This is a genomic window from Massilia sp. BSC265 (assembly GCF_000740675.1).
Taxonomy (GTDB): Bacteria; Pseudomonadota; Gammaproteobacteria; order Burkholderiales; family Burkholderiaceae_D; genus Telluria.
Genome location: NZ_JPXI01000029.1, coordinates 540,928 through 556,158, shown reverse-complemented (window position 1 = coordinate 556,158; position 15,231 = coordinate 540,928). Strand labels below are relative to the sequence as shown.

Below are 15,231 nucleotides of genomic sequence, written 5' to 3'. Positions count from 1 at the left end.
CCATGCCACGTACCATGATGAACAAACTCTCCCTGACGTCCGCCGCCGTCGCCGGCGCGCTGCTGCTGTCTGGCTGCCAGACCACTTCGCAGCACGAGACCTATGACGCAATCGGCAAGGAGATGGCCAAGGCACAGGCCAAACCCGCGGCCGCGCCGGCGGTCGACGATGCCGTCGCCAACGCGCTGCTGCCTCCGGCCAGCGCGCTGGCCAGCCAGTTGCCGAAAGCCAGGCCGGCGCTCGAGGAACGCTTCAACGTGTCGTTCAATAACGTGCCGGCGCAGCAGTTCTTCCGTTCGATCGTGGCCGGGACCCGCTACAACATGCTGGTCCATCCCGATGTCTCGGGCAACATCAGCGCCAACCTGAAGGACGTGACCATCGGCGAGACGCTCGAAGCGATCCGCGAGATGTACGGCTACGACTACAAGATCGACGGCACCCGCATCACGATCCGCCCGCTCACGATGCAGACCCGGATGTTCCAGGTGAACTACCTGACCGCCAAGCGCCGCGGCACCTCGAACTTGCGGGTCAGCTCGACCTCGGTGGCAGACGCGGGCCGGGACGGCACCGGCAACCGCGGCAATCCCGGCACCGGACAGGGCAACACGGGCGGCGACAGCACGTCCAACCGCACCGGCAGCAACAACGTGCAGCTCGACAGCACCGATATTCGCACCACCTCCGAGAACGATTTCTGGAGCGAGCTGAAGGCTGCGCTGGAAGCCATCGTCGGCTCGAAGGAGGGCGGGCGCAGCGTGGTGATCAGCCCGCAGTCGGGCGTGCTGGTGATCCGTGCCATGCCGGAAGAACTGCGCAGCGTCGACGCCTATCTGAAGGCGACCCAGCTGGCGGTCGACCGCCAGGTGATCCTGGAAGCCAAGATCCTCGAAGTCGAACTGAACGACAGCTTCCAGAGCGGCATCAACTGGGCCTCCTTCGCCTCGATCAGGAGCTCGCACCCGAACCGGGTCTCCGGCGGCATGATCGCGCCGGGCGCCAACCTGGCGCCGCTGCCCTATACCGGCGGCCAGCCGGCGCTCATCAACAACGGCCAGGGCCTGGCCGCCAGCACCGGCTTCTCTCTGTCGAACGCGGCTTCCGCGGCCGGTTCGCTGTTCGGCTTCGCCTTCCAGACCAATAACTTCGCGGCCCTGATTTCCTTCCTGGAGTCGCAGGGCCAGGTCCATGTGCTGTCCAGTCCGCGCGTGGCGGCGATGAACAACCAGAAGGCCGTGCTGAAGATCGGTACCGACGAATTCTTCGTCACCGGCGTGACCAACACCATCAACACCAACGACAGCGGCACCACCAATACCCCGAGCGTGATCCTGCAGCCATTCTTCTCGGGCGTGGTGCTGGATGTGACCCCGCAGATCGACGACAAGGGCAATATCCTGCTGCACGTGCACCCGTCGGTGAGCCAGGTCTCGACCGTCACCAAGAACGTCGACCTCGGCTCGGCCGGCACCCTGACCCTGCCGCTCGCGGCATCGTCCACCTCGGAGCTGGACAGCTACGTGCGCGGCCAGAGCGGCCAGGTGGTCGCGATCGGCGGCCTGATGCGCCAGGTGTCGAGCGGCGACGTCGACCAGCTGCCGGGCGCCGGCAAGGTGCCCGTGCTGGGGGCGCTGTTCCGCAACAAGACCCGCACCAGCCAGAAGCGCGAGCTGGTGGTCCTGATCAAGCCGACCATCGTCGAGGGCGCCAACGACTGGAGCCAGGACTTGCTGGACGCGAGCCGCCGCATCGAGGCGCTCGATCCGCGCAGCCGGGAGCGGCGCTGATGTACGCCGCCCACTTCGGCCTGCGCGAGCTGCCTTTCGGGATCACCCCGGACACCAGCTTCTTCTTCGGCAGCGCACGCTCGCAGGAGGCCCTGAACACGCTGCTGGTGGCGGCGCGCAGCGGCGAAGGCTTCATCAAGATCACGGGCGAAGTCGGCACCGGCAAGACCCTGCTATGCCGTAAATTCATGGCCACGCTGGGCGAAGGCTTCGTCACCGCCTACATCCCGAACCCCTACCTGGAGCCGCGCACGCTAATGCTGGCCCTGGCCGACGAGCTGGAGATCGCGCTCGAGCGCGACGTCGACCAGCACCGGGTGCTCAAGGCCATCAACCTGCGCCTGCTGGAACTCGCGGGCCAGGACCTGCGCGTGGTGCTGTGCCTGGACGAGGCGCAGGCGATTCCCGTGGAAAGCCTGGAAGCCCTGCGCCTGCTCACCAACCTGGAAACCGAGAAACGCAAGCTGCTGCAGATCGTCCTGTTCGGCCAGCCGGAACTGAACCGCAAGCTGGAACTGGAATCGATCCGCCAGCTCGCCCAGCGCATCACCTTCCACTACCACCTTGGCGCGCTCAGCCGCGACGACCTCGATTACTACGTGGCGCACCGCCTGCGCGTGGCCGGCTTCACCGGCGCGCGCCTGTTCTCGCGCGCCGCGATCCGCGGGCTCTACCGCGCCAGCGGCGGTGTGCCGCGCCTGGTGAACATCATGGCGCACAAGGCCATGATGCTCAGCTACGGCGAGGGCAAGCGCGAGGTGGCCGGCAGCCATGTGGCCACGGCGGCGCGCGATACGATCGGCGTACACCGCACCATCTGGACCTGGCTGGCGGGCGGCGCCGCGGTGTTCTCGGCAGCTGCCGGGCTGGCATGGGTGTTTGCACGATGAGCCTGATCAATCGGATGCTGCAGGACCTGGACGCACGCGCGGGACAACCCGGGGCCGTGCCGCTTCCGTCCGACGTCAGGCCGGTGCCGCCGTCCGCGCGCGGCTGGCCGTTGACGCGCGTCGCCGTCGTTGCCGGCGCCTCGGCGCTGGTGACGGCCGCCGGCTTTGCCGCCTGGCGCTTCTTCGGGGCGGAGCCGGTTTCCGCCCCGGCCGCGCCCCCGGCTCCGGTCGCGGCGCCGGCGCCCGCCGTGGCCACGCCGGTCGTGGCGTTCGAGGTGCCGGTGCCGCCACGCCAGGACCTGAACGCCCCGGCAGCAGCGGCTGTCGCGACCGAAAAAACGCCGGCGGCATCGAGGCACGCAAGGCCTGTGACGCCGGAGGCACCGGAACCGGTGGCGCAGGCTGCAGCGCCTGTCCAGGCCGAGCCCGCCAAGCCGGCCGCACCAAAGCCGGTTGCGACAAGAAGCCAACCCGCTGCGGTGGCGCCAGCCGCCAAGCCTGCCAGGTTCGTGACGCCGAAGGCCCCGGCGCCCGCCAAGGGCGGCAGGGAAGAAACGCCGGTGCAGCGTGCCGAGAACGCCTATCGGCGCGCCCTGGCCAGCCTGGAGGACGGGCGCGTGACCGAGGCCATCGCCGGCCTGCAGGCAGCCTTGAAGGTGGACCCGCGCCACGAGCCTTCGCGCCAGACCCTGGTCAGCCTTCTGATCGAGGCCAAGCGGCCGGACGAGGCGATGCGCGAGTTGCAGGCCGGGCTCGCGCTCGACGCGGCCCAGCCGGCGATGGCAATGCTGCTCGCACGCCTGCAGATCGAGCGCGGCGGTTCCGGTATCGAGACCCTGATGCGCACCCTGCCGCATGCCGCGGGGAATGGCGACTACCATGCCTTCCTGGCCGGTGCGCTGGCCCGCGATGGGCGCCACCGCGAGGCCGCCGAGCACTACCAGGCCGCGCTGCGCACGGCGCCGCAGCACGGGGCGTGGTGGATGGGGCTGGGCATCTCGCTGCAGGCGGAGAAGCGCAACCCGGAAGCGGCAGGGGCGTTCCAGAAGGCGCTGGACAGCGCTTCGCTGTCCGGCGAACTGCAGGGCTTCGTGGAGCGCAAGCTCAGGCAGCTGGCGCGATGAACGCATGCTGACGCGCTTGCTTGCATGCCTCGCGTGTTGTTCCATCAGCTGCGCCGTGCTGGCGCAGCCGGCCCCCGTCGATTCCTCCGTGCAGGCCCGGCTCCAGGCGGCGGCGCGGCTGACGGAACTGGCGGCCTCGGTGGAGGAAGGCATGGACCGTGAAATGGCCGCCGTGGAGGCGGCCGTCCGCGAGGCCAAGGCCCGCGCCAAGGGGAACGAACAGGAAGTCGGCAGCGTCTTGCGGGCGGCGCTCGCGTCGAGGACGAACCAGGAATTCGACAGGCAGATCGGCGCGCTGACCGGTGAGCTGCGCGGCATGTTCCGGGCCTTGAACCGGGGCGAATTCATGGGGGCGCAGGCCGACGCGCGCTTCATGGCGCGCGCGCACGAACTCCTGCTCCAGCTCAGGTCGGTCTGCGAGCGGCAGACGGCCTATCTGGTCCAGCAATTGCGTGCGGTGAAGCCATCCCCGCGCCCCTAGCGCGGCACGCGCCGTCGTCCCGCGGCCTCACAGGCGGCTCAGCGTCTCGAGCGCCTTCCTCAGCGTTTCGTCTTTCTTCGCAAAGCAGAAACGCACGATGCCCGATTCGGTCGGCCGGCTGTAGAAGGCCGACACCGGGATTGCCGCCACGTTGGCCTCCACCGTCAGCCATGTTGCGAATTCCGCTTCCGGCAGACCCGATATCGCGTCGTAGCGCACGCACTGGAAATAGGTGCCGTTCGAAGGCAGCAGTTCGAAGCGCGAACCGGCCAGGCCTGCGCGGAACAGGTCGCGCTTCCTCTGGTAGAAGGCAGGCAGCTCCAGGTAGGGTCTTGCGTCCTGCATGTAGGCGGCGATCCCGTGCTGCATCGGCGTGTTCACGCTGAACACGTTGTACTGGTGGACCTTGCGGAATTCCGCCGTGAGCGCGGCCGGGGCGGCCACGTAGCCCACCTTCCAGCCCGTGACGTGGTAGGTCTTGCCGAAGCTCGACACCACGAAGGCGCGCTCGGCCAGCACCGGATGGCGCGACACCGAGGCATGCTGTTCGCCGTCGTAGACCATGTGTTCGTAGACCTCGTCCGACAGGACCAGGATGTCGGTGCCGGCCACGACGGCGGCCAGCGCGTCGAGGTCGGCGGCGCGCAGGATCGAGCCGGTCGGGTTGTGCGGCGTGTTCACGACGATCATGCGGGTGCGCGGCGTCACGGCAGCGGCGACCGCATCCCAGGGCACGCTGTAGCCTTCGCTGCCGATGTGCATCGCCACCGGCACCGGCACGCCGCCCGCGAGTGCGATCGCGGGAAGGTAGCAGTCGTAGGCCGGTTCGATGACGATGACCTCGTCGCCCGGATGCACGCTGCACAGGATGGCCGACTGGATCGCCTGCGAGGCGCCGTTCGTGACCGTGATCTCGGCGGCATCGTCGTAGCGGCGGCCGTACAGCTTCTCGACCTTGGCGGCGATGGCGGCGCGCAGCGCGGGGATGCCCGTCATCGGGGCGTACTGGTTCTGTCCCGCGCGCATGGCCTCGCCCACGAGGTCGACCAGCTTCGGGTCGCAGCCGAAGTCGGGGAAGCCCTGGCCGAGGTTGACGGCGCCGTGCTCCAATGCGAGCTGCGACATCCGGGTGAAGACAGTGGTGCCCACGGCGGGCAGGCGGGTATGCAATGCGGGAGTGCTCATGGTGGCGACACTGATGTGGATGGTTTTATTCTAGCGCGGCAGCGGCCCTGGCCTTGAGCCAGGCTTCCGGCAGCATGATCTTGAACAGGCCTTCGCGCGCGGTGCGCCGGCCCAGCTTGAGCAGGGCCTTGTCCTTGGTGACCAGGACTTCCGCTCCGGCGTCGCGTGCGATTTCCAGGAATTTCTGGTCGTCGCGGTCGGTGCAGACCGGCAGGCGCACGTGTTTCGCGTCGGGCGCCACCACCCGCAGCAGGGCGTCGAAGCGCGCCGCAGCCTGTGCACGGCTGCTCCCGTCGAGCGGCAGGTGAGGGTAGTTCAGCACCGCCAGGTATTCATCCCGGCAGTCGGCGCGCGTTACCGCGACCGTCTCGCCCGACTCCAGGGCTGCCAGCAAGGGCAGGAAGCGCGGGTCGCGGAACACGAACAGGTCGAGACAGACATTGGTGTCGATGACGATGGGTTTGCTTGGAACGGGTATCATGTAGGAAATTATTTTAGTAAAGCAGTTTGAACCGATGCTGATTGTCCTGTCGCCCGCAAAATCCCTCGACCTCGAATCCCCAAGCACCACGAAGGAACACACCACCCCCGATTTCATCCACCGTGCCGCCGAGCTGATCGAGGTGCTGCGCACCTATTCGCCCGCTGGAATCGCCGAACTGATGGACCTGTCGGACAGCCTTGCCTTGCTCAACGTGTCGCGCTATGCGCACTGGAGCGAAGACCATGCCGAGGCGCGCCAGGCCATCATGTCCTTCAACGGCGACGTCTATGCGGGCCTGGATGCGCGCACGCTCGGCCCCGGGGAGGTCGATTACGCCCAGCGCCACCTGCGCATCCTGTCCGGCCTGTACGGGCTCCTGCGCCCGCTGGACCGCATGCATCCCTATCGCCTGGAAATGGGTACGCGCCTGAAGAACCCGCGCGGCAGCAACCTGTACGCATTCTGGGGCGAGAGCATCACGCGAGCGCTCAATGCCCAGCTCGCGGAAACGCAGGCGGCGGCACTGGTCAACCTGGCCTCGGAAGAGTATTTCAAGTCGGTCAAGCCGAAGCTGCTGGGCGCGCCGGTGGTCACGCCGGTGTTCGAGGACTGGAAGAACGGCAAGTACAAGATCATCTCGTTCTTCGCCAAGCGCGCCCGTGGCCTGATGGCGCGCTATGCGGCGCAGAACGGCGTCACCGATCCGGAACAGCTCAAGGACTTCGACGTCGACGGCTATGCATACGATGCCGCGGCATCGAATGACGCCACCTGGGTGTTCCGCCGCAGGGAAGCGGCGTAAGCGCCACGCGGTTTCAACGAGCTGGCGCGGCCGATCGGTCAGCCGCGCCGCTCACGCTTATTGTACCGCGTCCTTCGGCGACGGCTTCGGGCCCGACTTCGACCAGAAACGCCACCAGGGCGCGTCGCCCAGGGCGTTCGGATTCAGGAAGCGGCTGGTCGGGTAGTTCAGCACCAGCACGCGCTGGGCATCGTCGCGCAGCACCGGCATGCCGAGCTTGTCGTAGCAGCGCATCATGAGGAACAGGGCTTCTTCCCGGGCCGGCGCGTCGCTGTATTCCTGCACGGCGAGCTGGGCACGGTTGAGGGCGGCCAGGAAGGCGCCACGGCGGAAGTAGTAGTTCGCCACATGCACTTCGTACTGGGCCATCGCGTTGACCAGGTAGTTCATGCGCGCGATCGAATCTTCGCGGTACTTACTGTTCGGGAACTTGTCGACCAGGGCCTTGAAGGCGGCGAAGGCTTCGCGCGTGGCTTTCGGGTCGCGTTCGGTCGGGTCCTGCGCGTAGATGAAGCTCAGGAAGCCGATCTGGTCGTTGAAGTTGATCAGGCCGCGCAGGTAGTACATATAGTCGACCTGGGCGTGGTTCGGGTGCAGCTTGATGAAGCGCTCCACCGCGGCCAGCGCCTCGGCCTGGTCGCCCGCTTTGTAGTGGGCATACGCAATTTCCATCTGCGCTTGAGCGGCGTAGGTGCCAAACGGGTAGTTCGATTCGAGCTGCTGGAACAGCTTGATCGCCGCTTCATAGTGGCCGCCGTTCATCTCATCGCGTGCCTCAGCGTATAATTTCTCCGCTGTCAGATTTTTAGCCTTGTCATCCGCCTTCGGCAGAATGTTGCATGCGGACAGACTGAGGGCGCAAGCGACGACCAACACAGACAATTTTTTTTGCATAGCTCTTTGCAAGAAAGTTTTACCTAGATTCAACGAACGGCTGATTATAGCCGATGGGACTCACGTGATATTAACTCCTGCGCCGAATTCGGCGGAAATGCCTTTTGACTCTGACCTCGACGACGAAGCCGGGTTCGAACTCCCCGCCGGTCCGGACCTTTCTCCGATCACCCTGCACTTGAGCCCCGAGGTGTGCGGCCAGCGCCTCGACAAGGTCATCGCCGGCCTGGTGCCGCAGTTCTCGCGCAGCCGCCTGCAGCTCTGGTTCGAAGGCGGCTTTGTCAAGGTCGACGGCAAGCCGGCGCGCGGCAAGGACACCGCCTACGGCGACGAAACGGTCCTCATCGAACCGCAGGCCGCGCCGGAAGACACGGCCTTCGCGCCCGAGCCCATCGCGCTGGATATCGTGCACGAAGACGACGACATCATCGTGATCAACAAGCCGGCCGGCCTGGTCGTCCATCCGGGCGCCGGCAACTGGTCGGGTACGCTGCTCAACGGTTTGCTGCACCATTGCCCGCAACTCGTCGGCGTGCCGCGCGCCGGCATCGTGCACCGGCTCGACAAGGACACCAGCGGCCTGATGGTGGTAGGCAAGACCCTGGCCGCGCAGACCGACCTCGTGCGCCAGCTGCAGGCGCGGTCCGTCAAGCGTGAATACTTCGCGCTGGTCTGGGGCACGCCGCAGCTGTCCGGCACCATCAACGCCGCGATGGGCCGCCACCCGCGCGACCGCGTCAAGATGGCGGTATCGACGGGCATGTTCGGCAAGCCGGCCATCACCCATTACAAGCGCGTCGCCGTCGGCAGCCTGGACCGCCGCCCGGTGAGCCTGGTGCGCTGCAGCCTGGAGACCGGCCGCACCCACCAGATCCGGGTCCACATGCAGCACCTGGGCTTTGCCCTGGTGGGCGACTCGGTCTACGGCAAGCAGCACCTGGTGCCGGTGTTCCACCGCCAGGCCCTGCAGGCGCGCCGCCTCGGCCTGGTACATCCGGGAACGGGCGAGTCCTGCGAATGGACCGTGCCGCTGGCCGCCGACTTCGCCGAACTGATCGCCAGGGCCGGCATCGAAGAACCGGGCGACGACGACAGCGACGACGGCGAGGCGTAATGGACCGCTCCGCTTTGGTGTGGCCGGACTGGCCCGACCTGCCTGCCAACGTCGGCGCGCTGGCGACGGGCCGCGACGGCGGCGTGAGCGGCGGGCCTTATGACGACGGCAAGGGCGGGGGCGGCCTGAACCTGGGCATGCATTGCGGCGACGATCCCGAGGCCGTGCGCAGCAACCGCGAGCGCCTGCTGGCGTATGTGCCGGGGCGCCCGGCCTGGATCGCGCAGGTGCATGGCGCCGACGTGGTCGACGCCTGCACGGTCGGCCCGGACCAGCCGGTGGGCACCGGCGACGCCAGCGTTGCTACCCGGCCGGGCGTGGTATGCGCCATCCTCACCGCCGACTGCCTGCCGGTGCTGTTCGCCGACCTCGACGGCAAGGTGGTGGGTGCGGCCCATGCCGGCTGGCGCGGGCTGGCGGGCGGCGTGCTGGGCGAGACCGTGCGGGCGATGCGGGCCGCCGGGGCAGGCGAGATCACCGCGTGGATGGGGCCGGCCATCGGGCCGGAGGCCTTCGAAGTTGGCGAGGACGTCCGCGATGCCTTCCTTGCTGCCTTGCCGGGCGAGCCGACGCTGGCGGCGTTCAAGCCGCGCCAGGCCCGGGATTTTGACCAACCGGTAAAATTTTTGGCCGATATGTTCACGCTGGCGCGCCTGATGCTCGAGCGCGATGGAGTAACGCGCGTGCATGGCGGCGGCATGTGCACCTTCAGCGCACCGGGACGCTTCTATTCCTACCGCCGTGACCGCGTCACCGGTCGCCAAGCCAGCTTGATCTGGCTCAAATGAGCCCTCTGGCGCAAGGCCAGAATGGTCAGCTGCGTTCGCCGCCGTCAGGCGAGGCTGCATCCGCGTCCGCCTTCGCGGCTACTGCCGCGTTGCTCCGTGCCTGCGCATCGCGCCGCACGCGACGCCGTTTTGACCCTGTGAGATAAAAAACAAGGGATAATGGCAGGGCGCAATAGAACAGGAACGTCATCACGCCGTGCACCACGGTCGGTTCGGTCGCTGCCATGAGGGCGACCACATAAATCCAGGCGACGGCGACGATCCACATGAGCTTTTCCCAAGGTTCCATTCTGTACCCCGATTCTAAACAACGGACGCTGACATGAACATGCCTGACCCCCAAGCTTTTGCCGCCTCCTGGATGAACCAGTTCACCGACCCAAGCGTCTGGCAAGGCTGGATGACGATGCCGGCCATGACGCCGCCCGCTGCCGCCACCTCCTTGGGCGCCAACCCGCTGGCCGGGGTGCTGAAGGATTTCGGCGCCGGCATCGCTCCGGCCAAGCTGGAGAACATCCGTGACGACTACCTGAAAAAGGCCGGCCAGCTGTGGCAGGACTTCGTCAGCGGCAAGACGCCCGAGTTCCACGACAAGCGCTTCTCGGCTTCCGAATGGCGGGAAAACCCGCTCTCGAGCTTCTCGGCCGCGTCCTACCTGCTGAATTCGGAATTCATGCTGGCCCTGGCCGACGCCGTCGACGCCGGCCCGCGCGAGCGCCAGAAGATCCGCTTCGCCGTCCAGCAGATGGTCGACGCCATGTCGCCGGCCAACTTCTTCGCGACCAATCCGGAAGCGCAGAAGAAGATGCTCGAAACCAAGGGCGAAAGCCTGACCAAGGGCTTGACCAACCTGCTGTCCGACCTGCAGAAGGGCCGCATCTCGCAGACCGACGAGTCGGCCTTCGAAGTCGGCCGCAACGTCGGCACCACGCCGGGCCAGGTGGTGTTCGAGAACGAGCTGTTCCAGCTGATCCAGTACACACCGGCCACGCCGACCGTGAAGGCGGTACCGCTGCTAATGATTCCGCCGTGCATCAACAAGTTCTACATCCTCGACCTGCAGCCGGAAAATTCGCTGGTGCGCTACGTGGTGGAGCAGGGCAACACCGTGTTCATGGTGTCCTGGCGCAACCCGGACCGCGAGCTCGGCAACATCGGCTGGGACGATTACGTCGAGACTGGCGCCATCAAGGCGATCGAGGTAGTGCGCGAGATTACCGGGCAGGACAAGACCCACGTGTTCGGCTTCTGCGTCGGCGGCACCATCGCCGCCACCGCACTCAGCGTGCTGGCAGCCCGCGGCCAGCAGCCGGCCGCCAGCCTGTCCCTGCTCACCACGCTGCTCGACTTCGATAACACCGGCGTGCTGGAAGTCTTCGTCGACGAAGCCCAGGTGGCGCGGCGCGAGCAGAGCCTGGCCGGCGGCGGCCTGATGCCGGGCCGCGACCTGGCCACGACCTTCTCGGCCCTGCGCCCGAACGACCTGGTATGGAACTATGTGCAGCAGAACTACCTCAAGGGCAAGGAACCGCCGGCCTTCGACCTGCTGTACTGGAACGCCGACAGCACCAACCTGCCGGGCCCGATGTTCTGCTGGTACCTGCGCAATACCTACCTCGAGAACAAGCTCAAGGTGCCGGGCGCCCTGACGGTGTGCGGCGTGCCGGTGGATTTAGGCAGGATCGATTGCCCGGTGTTCCTGTACGGCTCGAAGGAAGACCACATCGTGCCCTGGGAAGCGGCTTTCGCCTCGATGAACCTGCTCAACCCGAAGAACCCGAAAGCGAACCGCTACGTGCTGGGCGCCTCGGGCCACATCGCGGGCGTGATCAACCCGGCCTCGAAGAACAAGCGCAGCTACTGGGTCAATGACAAGAACGGCAAGGCCCGCCCGAAGACGGCCGAGGCCTGGTTCGCCGGCGCTACCGAGCAAAAGGGCAGTTGGTGGCCCGAGTGGGCCAGGTTCCTGGCGCAGAACGGCGGCGCCGACGTGCCGGCGCCCGCTGCGTTCGGGAATGCGCATTACCAGCCGCTTGAAGCGGCACCGGGGCGTTATGTGAAGGCGCGCGCCGACTGATCGGCGAGTGTGCATTCGTGATCTGGTCCACCGGACCGGATCACCCCGACATATCAAAATCACCACGGAAGTTTGTAGTCTAATAATTGCTGCACCTGCGCGCAGGTCGTGGTATGGTGTTGGCTTGTCCGTCCCGCAAGGCAATAAAGCTGCTCGGCGGAATGACCCATGGGCCGGGTTTGTGTTTACGAATCAAGAAGAATAGCGTGCGGTCCACGCTACCGCAACGCACAACGATGAGACATGAAATGAGTAGTGTGAAAAAGAGTGCTGAACGCCTGATCAAGAAATACCCGAACCGCCGTCTGTACGATACCCAGACCAGTTCCTATATCACCCTGACCGACGTGAAGCAACTGGTGCTCGACGCTGACGAATTTACGGTCGTCGACGCCAAGACCAACGAAGACCTGACCCGCAGCATCTTGCTCCAGATCATCCTGGAAGAGGAGGCCAACGGCATCCCGATGTTCTCCAGCTCGGTGCTGGCCCAGATCATCCGCTACTACGGTCACGCCATGCAGGGCATGATGGGTTCCTACCTGGAAAAGAACGTGCAGGCCTTCACCGACATCCAGAACAAGTTCACCAGCAACGCCGCCGGCGCCCTGGAAGGCAAGCCTTTCAGCCCGGAAATGTGGACCCAGTTCATGAACGTGCAGGGCCCGATGATGCAGGGCATGATGAACAACTACATCGACCAGTCGAAGAACCTGTTCCTGCAGATGCAGGAGCAGATGCAGAACCAGAGCAAGGCGATGTTCGGCGCCTTCCCGTTTCCGGGCATGACGCCGCCGCCGACCGACAAGAAGTAAGCGGGCCGCTGGCAAGTCGCGGTTTCGCGACAGCCGCCGGCCCCGCAGTGTCCATTCGAGGGCCGGCAAACCACCCCCCCAGATTCCACCGGCCCACCCGGTTCGGGTACAATCGCGGATTGCCCAGATTCCTTGTCGTCCGCCCATGACCGAACTTCGCCGTATTCCCGCAGTTGCGTCCACCTCCGCCAACACCGCTGCCGCCCTCGCCGAGCCAGCCGCGCCGTCGCTCGTCATCCCGAGCCCGGCCGCCGGCGTGGCGGCGCCCAAGGTCGGCTTCGTGTCGCTCGGCTGCCCGAAGGCGCTGGTCGATTCCGAGCAGATCCTGACCCAGCTGCGTGCCGAAGGCTACGAAACCGCCAAGTCCTATGACGGCGCCGACCTCGTCATCGTCAACACCTGCGGCTTCATCGACGCCGCGGTGCAGGAATCGCTCGATGCGATCGGCGAGGCCCTGGCCGAGAACGGCAAGGTGATCGTCACCGGCTGCCTCGGCGCCAAGAAAGACGCGGCGGGCGACGACATCATCACCAAGGTGCACCCGAAGGTGCTGGCCGTGACCGGCCCGCACGCCGTCGCCGAGGTGATGGAATCGGTCCACCTGCACCTGCCGAAGCCGCACGACCCCTTCGTCGACCTGGTGCCGGACCACGGCGTCAAGCTGACCCCGAAGCACTACGCCTACCTGAAGATCTCGGAAGGCTGCAATCACCGCTGCAGCTTCTGCATCATCCCGTCGATGCGCGGCGACCTGGTCTCGCGCCCGATCCACGAAGTGCTGCAGGAAGCCGAGAACCTGTTCAAGGCGGGCGTCAAGGAGCTGCTGGTGATCTCGCAGGACACCAGCGCCTACGGTGTCGACGTCAAGTTCCGCACCGGCTTCTGGAACGGCCGCCCGGTCAAGACCCATCTCACACAGCTCACCGAAGAGCTGGGTAAATTGGCGCGCCAGTACGGCGCCTGGGTGCGCATGCATTACGTCTACCCGTACCCGCACGTCGACCAGGTCATCCCGCTGATGGGCGACGGCCACGTGCTGCCTTACCTCGACATCCCGATGCAGCACGCGCATCCGGACGTCCTGAAACGCATGAAGCGCCCGGCCAGCGGCGAGAAGAACCTCGACCGCATCCTGGCATGGCGCAAGATGAATCCTGAGCTCACCATCCGCTCTACCTTCATTGCGGGCTTCCCGGGCGAGACGGAAGAAGAGTTCGAATACCTGCTGGACTTCCTGCGCGAGGCGCAGATCGACCGCCTGGGCTGCTTCGCCTACTCGCCGGTCGAGGGCGCGACTGCCAACGAGTTGGCCAACCCGGTGCCGGAAGCGGTGCGCGAAGAGCGCCGCGCCCGCGTCATGCTGCTGCAGGAGGAGATTTCGCTCAAGCGCATGCAGGCCAAGGTCGGCAAGACGGTGCGCGTGCTGGTCGACGAAGTCGGCGCCCGTGAAGCGGTCGGCCGAACCGCCGCCGATGCGCCGGAAATCGACGGCGTGGTCCACATCAAGCGCGCGCTTGCCCCGGGCAAGGCCAAGCCGCAGGTGGGCCAGTTCATCGACGTGGTGATCACCAAGGCCGACGCGCACGACCTCTGGGCCACCGTCGCATGAGCCGCAAGACCGTCCAGACTTCCCTGATCCACAGCGACTACGAAGCGCCGGCCGGCTTCGACGCTTTCCCGCCGGGCGTGCACCGCGCCTCGACGGTCCTGTTCGAGAACGTTGCCGCCATGCGCTCGGGCCAGTGGAAGGACAAGACGGCGTACACCTACGGCCTGCACGGCACGCCGACCACCTTCACGCTGGAAGCGCGCCTGGCCCAGGTCGAGGGCGGCAATCACTGCCTGCTGGCGCCATCGGGCCTGTCGGCGATCGCGATGATCAACTTCGCCCTGCTCAAGAGCGGCGACGACGTGCTGCTGCCCGAGAACGTCTACAACCCGAACCGCGAACTGGGACGCTGGCTGTCCCAGGACTTCGGCGTCAGCGCCCGTTTCTACGACCCGATGATCGGCGCCGGCATCGCCGGGCTGATCCAGCCGAACACGAAGCTGGTCTGGGCCGAGGCGCCCGGTTCGGTGTCGATGGAAGTGCCGGACCTGCCCGCCATCTGCCGGGCCGCGCAAGCGCAGGGCGTGCCGGTCGCGCTCGACAACACCTGGTCCGCCGGCCTGGCGCTGCGCGGCTTCGACGTCGGCGCGGACATCGTCATGCACGCGCTGACCAAGTACCAGTCGGGCGGGGCGGACCTCCTGATGGGCGCCGTGATCACGCAGGACCGGGCGCTCAACGATTGCCTGGCGCAGGCGCACATGCGGCTCGGCCTCGGTGTCGGCGCGGACGACGCCTACCTGGTGATGCGCGGCCTGCCGACCATGAAGCTGCGCTTCGAGGCGCACGACGCGAGTGCACGCAAGGTGGCGGCCTGGCTGAAAGCGCGGCCGGAAATCGCGAAGGTGCTGCATCCGGCCTTCGAGGACTGTCCGGGCCACGAGCATTGGAAGCGCGACTTCAAGGGAGCAGGCGGCCTGTTCTCGGTGCTGTTCGACCCGCGCCATACCGAAGAACAGACCGACCGCTTCGTCGACTCCCTGGCGCTGTTCGGCCTCGGCTACAGCTGGGGCGGTCCGAACAGCCTGGTGATGCCCTATCGAATCAGGGCGATCCGCAGCCACTGGGAGGAACAAGGCATGCTGGTGCGCTTCAATATCGGGCTGGAAGAGACGGACGACCTGATCGCCGATATCGAGCAGGCGCTGGGCAAGCTCTGACCAGCGGGGGCGCGTCGA

At 66.4% G+C, this 15,231-nt stretch carries 15 protein-coding genes; 11 read left to right on the top strand and 4 right to left on the bottom strand.

Features of this window, described 5'->3' with window-relative positions; genetic code table 11:
• Positions 1 to 17 precede the first annotated feature (17 nt).
• From mshL to MA09_RS09600, 4 genes are read left to right on the top strand one after another with little or no spacing between them, the layout of a single operon-like run.
• Entirely contained in the window at positions 18 to 1,790 is a 1,773-nt protein-coding gene (gene mshL, locus MA09_RS09615) for a pilus (MSHA type) biogenesis protein MshL (protein ID WP_036247579.1), read from the top strand.
• On the top strand, positions 1,790 to 2,680 hold the full coding sequence (locus MA09_RS09610; protein ID WP_036247212.1) for an ExeA family protein: 891 nt from the start codon (positions 1,790 to 1,792) through the stop codon (positions 2,678 to 2,680). Before mshL ends, MA09_RS09610 begins: the two co-directional genes overlap by 1 nt.
• Positions 2,677 to 3,804: a lipopolysaccharide assembly protein LapB gene (locus tag MA09_RS25470; protein ID WP_036247210.1), complete on the top strand. Its 1,128-nt coding sequence runs from the start codon at positions 2,677 to 2,679 to the stop codon at positions 3,802 to 3,804. The genes MA09_RS09610 and MA09_RS25470 overlap by 4 nt, the downstream gene beginning before the upstream one ends.
• A 4-nt stretch (positions 3,805 to 3,808) precedes the next feature.
• On the top strand, positions 3,809 to 4,285 hold the full coding sequence (locus MA09_RS09600; protein WP_036247208.1) for a hypothetical protein: 477 nt from the start codon (positions 3,809 to 3,811) through the stop codon (positions 4,283 to 4,285).
• 27 nt (positions 4,286 to 4,312) lie between these two features.
• On the opposite strand, the gene MA09_RS09595 is transcribed toward MA09_RS09600, so the two are convergent.
• Both MA09_RS09595 and MA09_RS09590 read right to left on the bottom strand, forming a co-directional pair.
• On the bottom strand, positions 4,313 to 5,470 hold the full coding sequence (locus MA09_RS09595) for a pyridoxal phosphate-dependent aminotransferase (protein WP_036247206.1): 1,158 nt from the start codon (positions 5,468 to 5,470) through the stop codon (positions 4,313 to 4,315).
• A gap of 25 nt (positions 5,471 to 5,495) precedes the next feature.
• Positions 5,496 to 5,951: a putative toxin-antitoxin system toxin component, PIN family gene (locus tag MA09_RS09590; protein ID WP_036247204.1), complete on the bottom strand. Its 456-nt coding sequence runs from the start codon at positions 5,949 to 5,951 to the stop codon at positions 5,496 to 5,498.
• 34 nt (positions 5,952 to 5,985) lie between these two features.
• Here MA09_RS09590 and yaaA point away from each other — a divergent pair, with 34 nt between their 5' ends.
• Positions 5,986 to 6,756, top strand: a complete 771-nt coding sequence (gene yaaA, locus MA09_RS09585) for a peroxide stress protein YaaA (protein WP_036247203.1) — start codon at positions 5,986 to 5,988, stop codon at positions 6,754 to 6,756.
• Positions 6,757 to 6,813: 57 nt separating this feature from the next.
• Here yaaA and MA09_RS09580 read toward each other — a convergent pair whose 3' ends face one another.
• Positions 6,814 to 7,650, bottom strand: a complete 837-nt coding sequence (locus tag MA09_RS09580) for an outer membrane protein assembly factor BamD (RefSeq protein WP_036247202.1) — start codon at positions 7,648 to 7,650, stop codon at positions 6,814 to 6,816.
• Between the two features lie 97 nt (positions 7,651 to 7,747).
• On the opposite strand from MA09_RS09580, the gene MA09_RS09575 reads away from it, so the two are divergent.
• Both MA09_RS09575 and pgeF read left to right on the top strand, forming a co-directional pair.
• Positions 7,748 to 8,764: an RluA family pseudouridine synthase gene (locus tag MA09_RS09575; protein ID WP_051933320.1), complete on the top strand. Its 1,017-nt coding sequence runs from the start codon at positions 7,748 to 7,750 to the stop codon at positions 8,762 to 8,764.
• Positions 8,764 to 9,552 carry a peptidoglycan editing factor PgeF gene (gene pgeF / locus MA09_RS09570; RefSeq protein WP_036247200.1) on the top strand — a complete coding sequence of 263 codons (789 nt, stop codon included), beginning with the start codon at positions 8,764 to 8,766 and terminating at the stop codon, positions 9,550 to 9,552. Before MA09_RS09575 ends, pgeF begins: the two co-directional genes overlap by 1 nt.
• A gap of 25 nt (positions 9,553 to 9,577) precedes the next feature.
• On the opposite strand, the gene MA09_RS09565 is transcribed toward pgeF, so the two are convergent.
• Positions 9,578 to 9,820: a hypothetical protein gene (locus MA09_RS09565; RefSeq protein ID WP_036247199.1), complete on the bottom strand. Its 243-nt coding sequence runs from the start codon at positions 9,818 to 9,820 to the stop codon at positions 9,578 to 9,580.
• Positions 9,821 to 9,874: 54 nt separating this feature from the next.
• On the opposite strand from MA09_RS09565, the gene phaC reads away from it, so the two are divergent.
• From phaC to MA09_RS09545, 4 genes are all read left to right on the top strand, one after another.
• The gene (phaC, locus tag MA09_RS09560; protein ID WP_051933319.1) at positions 9,875 to 11,629 is read left to right on the top strand and encodes a class I poly(R)-hydroxyalkanoic acid synthase; all 1,755 of its coding nucleotides are present in this window, start codon (positions 9,875 to 9,877) and stop codon (positions 11,627 to 11,629) included.
• A 248-nt stretch (positions 11,630 to 11,877) separates the two neighbouring features.
• Positions 11,878 to 12,444 carry a polyhydroxyalkanoate synthesis repressor PhaR gene (gene phaR, locus MA09_RS09555; RefSeq protein WP_036247198.1) on the top strand — a complete coding sequence of 189 codons (567 nt, stop codon included), beginning with the start codon at positions 11,878 to 11,880 and terminating at the stop codon, positions 12,442 to 12,444.
• A 145-nt stretch (positions 12,445 to 12,589) separates the two neighbouring features.
• Positions 12,590 to 14,053, top strand: coding sequence for a 30S ribosomal protein S12 methylthiotransferase RimO (rimO, locus tag MA09_RS09550; protein ID WP_200883048.1), 1,464 nt, complete (start codon positions 12,590 to 12,592; stop codon positions 14,051 to 14,053).
• The gene (locus tag MA09_RS09545; protein WP_036247197.1) at positions 14,050 to 15,213 is read left to right on the top strand and encodes a cystathionine beta-lyase; all 1,164 of its coding nucleotides are present in this window, start codon (positions 14,050 to 14,052) and stop codon (positions 15,211 to 15,213) included. The genes rimO and MA09_RS09545 overlap by 4 nt, the downstream gene beginning before the upstream one ends.
• Positions 15,214 to 15,231: the final 18 nt, after the last annotated feature.

Bases quoted from the DNA above. Each gene is read 5' to 3' on its own strand.
- mshL (WP_036247579.1), top strand. From the start codon at position 18: ATGAACAAACTCTCCCTGACGTCCGCCGCCGTCGCCGGCGCGCTGCTG.
- MA09_RS09610 (WP_036247212.1), top strand. From the start codon at position 1,790: ATGTACGCCGCCCACTTCGGCCTGCGCGAGCTGCCTTTCGGGATCACC.
- MA09_RS25470 (WP_036247210.1), top strand. From the start codon at position 2,677: ATGAGCCTGATCAATCGGATGCTGCAGGACCTGGACGCACGCGCGGGA.
- MA09_RS09600 (WP_036247208.1), top strand. From the start codon at position 3,809: ATGCTGACGCGCTTGCTTGCATGCCTCGCGTGTTGTTCCATCAGCTGC.
- MA09_RS09595 (WP_036247206.1), bottom strand. From the start codon at position 5,470: ATGAGCACTCCCGCATTGCATACCCGCCTGCCCGCCGTGGGCACCACT.
- MA09_RS09590 (WP_036247204.1), bottom strand. From the start codon at position 5,951: ATGATACCCGTTCCAAGCAAACCCATCGTCATCGACACCAATGTCTGT.
- yaaA (WP_036247203.1), top strand. From the start codon at position 5,986: ATGCTGATTGTCCTGTCGCCCGCAAAATCCCTCGACCTCGAATCCCCA.
- MA09_RS09580 (WP_036247202.1), bottom strand. From the start codon at position 7,650: ATGCAAAAAAAATTGTCTGTGTTGGTCGTCGCTTGCGCCCTCAGTCTG.
- MA09_RS09575 (WP_051933320.1), top strand. From the start codon at position 7,748: ATGCCTTTTGACTCTGACCTCGACGACGAAGCCGGGTTCGAACTCCCC.
- pgeF (WP_036247200.1), top strand. From the start codon at position 8,764: ATGGACCGCTCCGCTTTGGTGTGGCCGGACTGGCCCGACCTGCCTGCC.
- MA09_RS09565 (WP_036247199.1), bottom strand. From the start codon at position 9,820: ATGTGGATCGTCGCCGTCGCCTGGATTTATGTGGTCGCCCTCATGGCA.
- phaC (WP_051933319.1), top strand. From the start codon at position 9,875: ATGAACATGCCTGACCCCCAAGCTTTTGCCGCCTCCTGGATGAACCAG.
- phaR (WP_036247198.1), top strand. From the start codon at position 11,878: ATGAGTAGTGTGAAAAAGAGTGCTGAACGCCTGATCAAGAAATACCCG.
- rimO (WP_200883048.1), top strand. From the start codon at position 12,590: ATGACCGAACTTCGCCGTATTCCCGCAGTTGCGTCCACCTCCGCCAAC.
- MA09_RS09545 (WP_036247197.1), top strand. From the start codon at position 14,050: ATGAGCCGCAAGACCGTCCAGACTTCCCTGATCCACAGCGACTACGAA.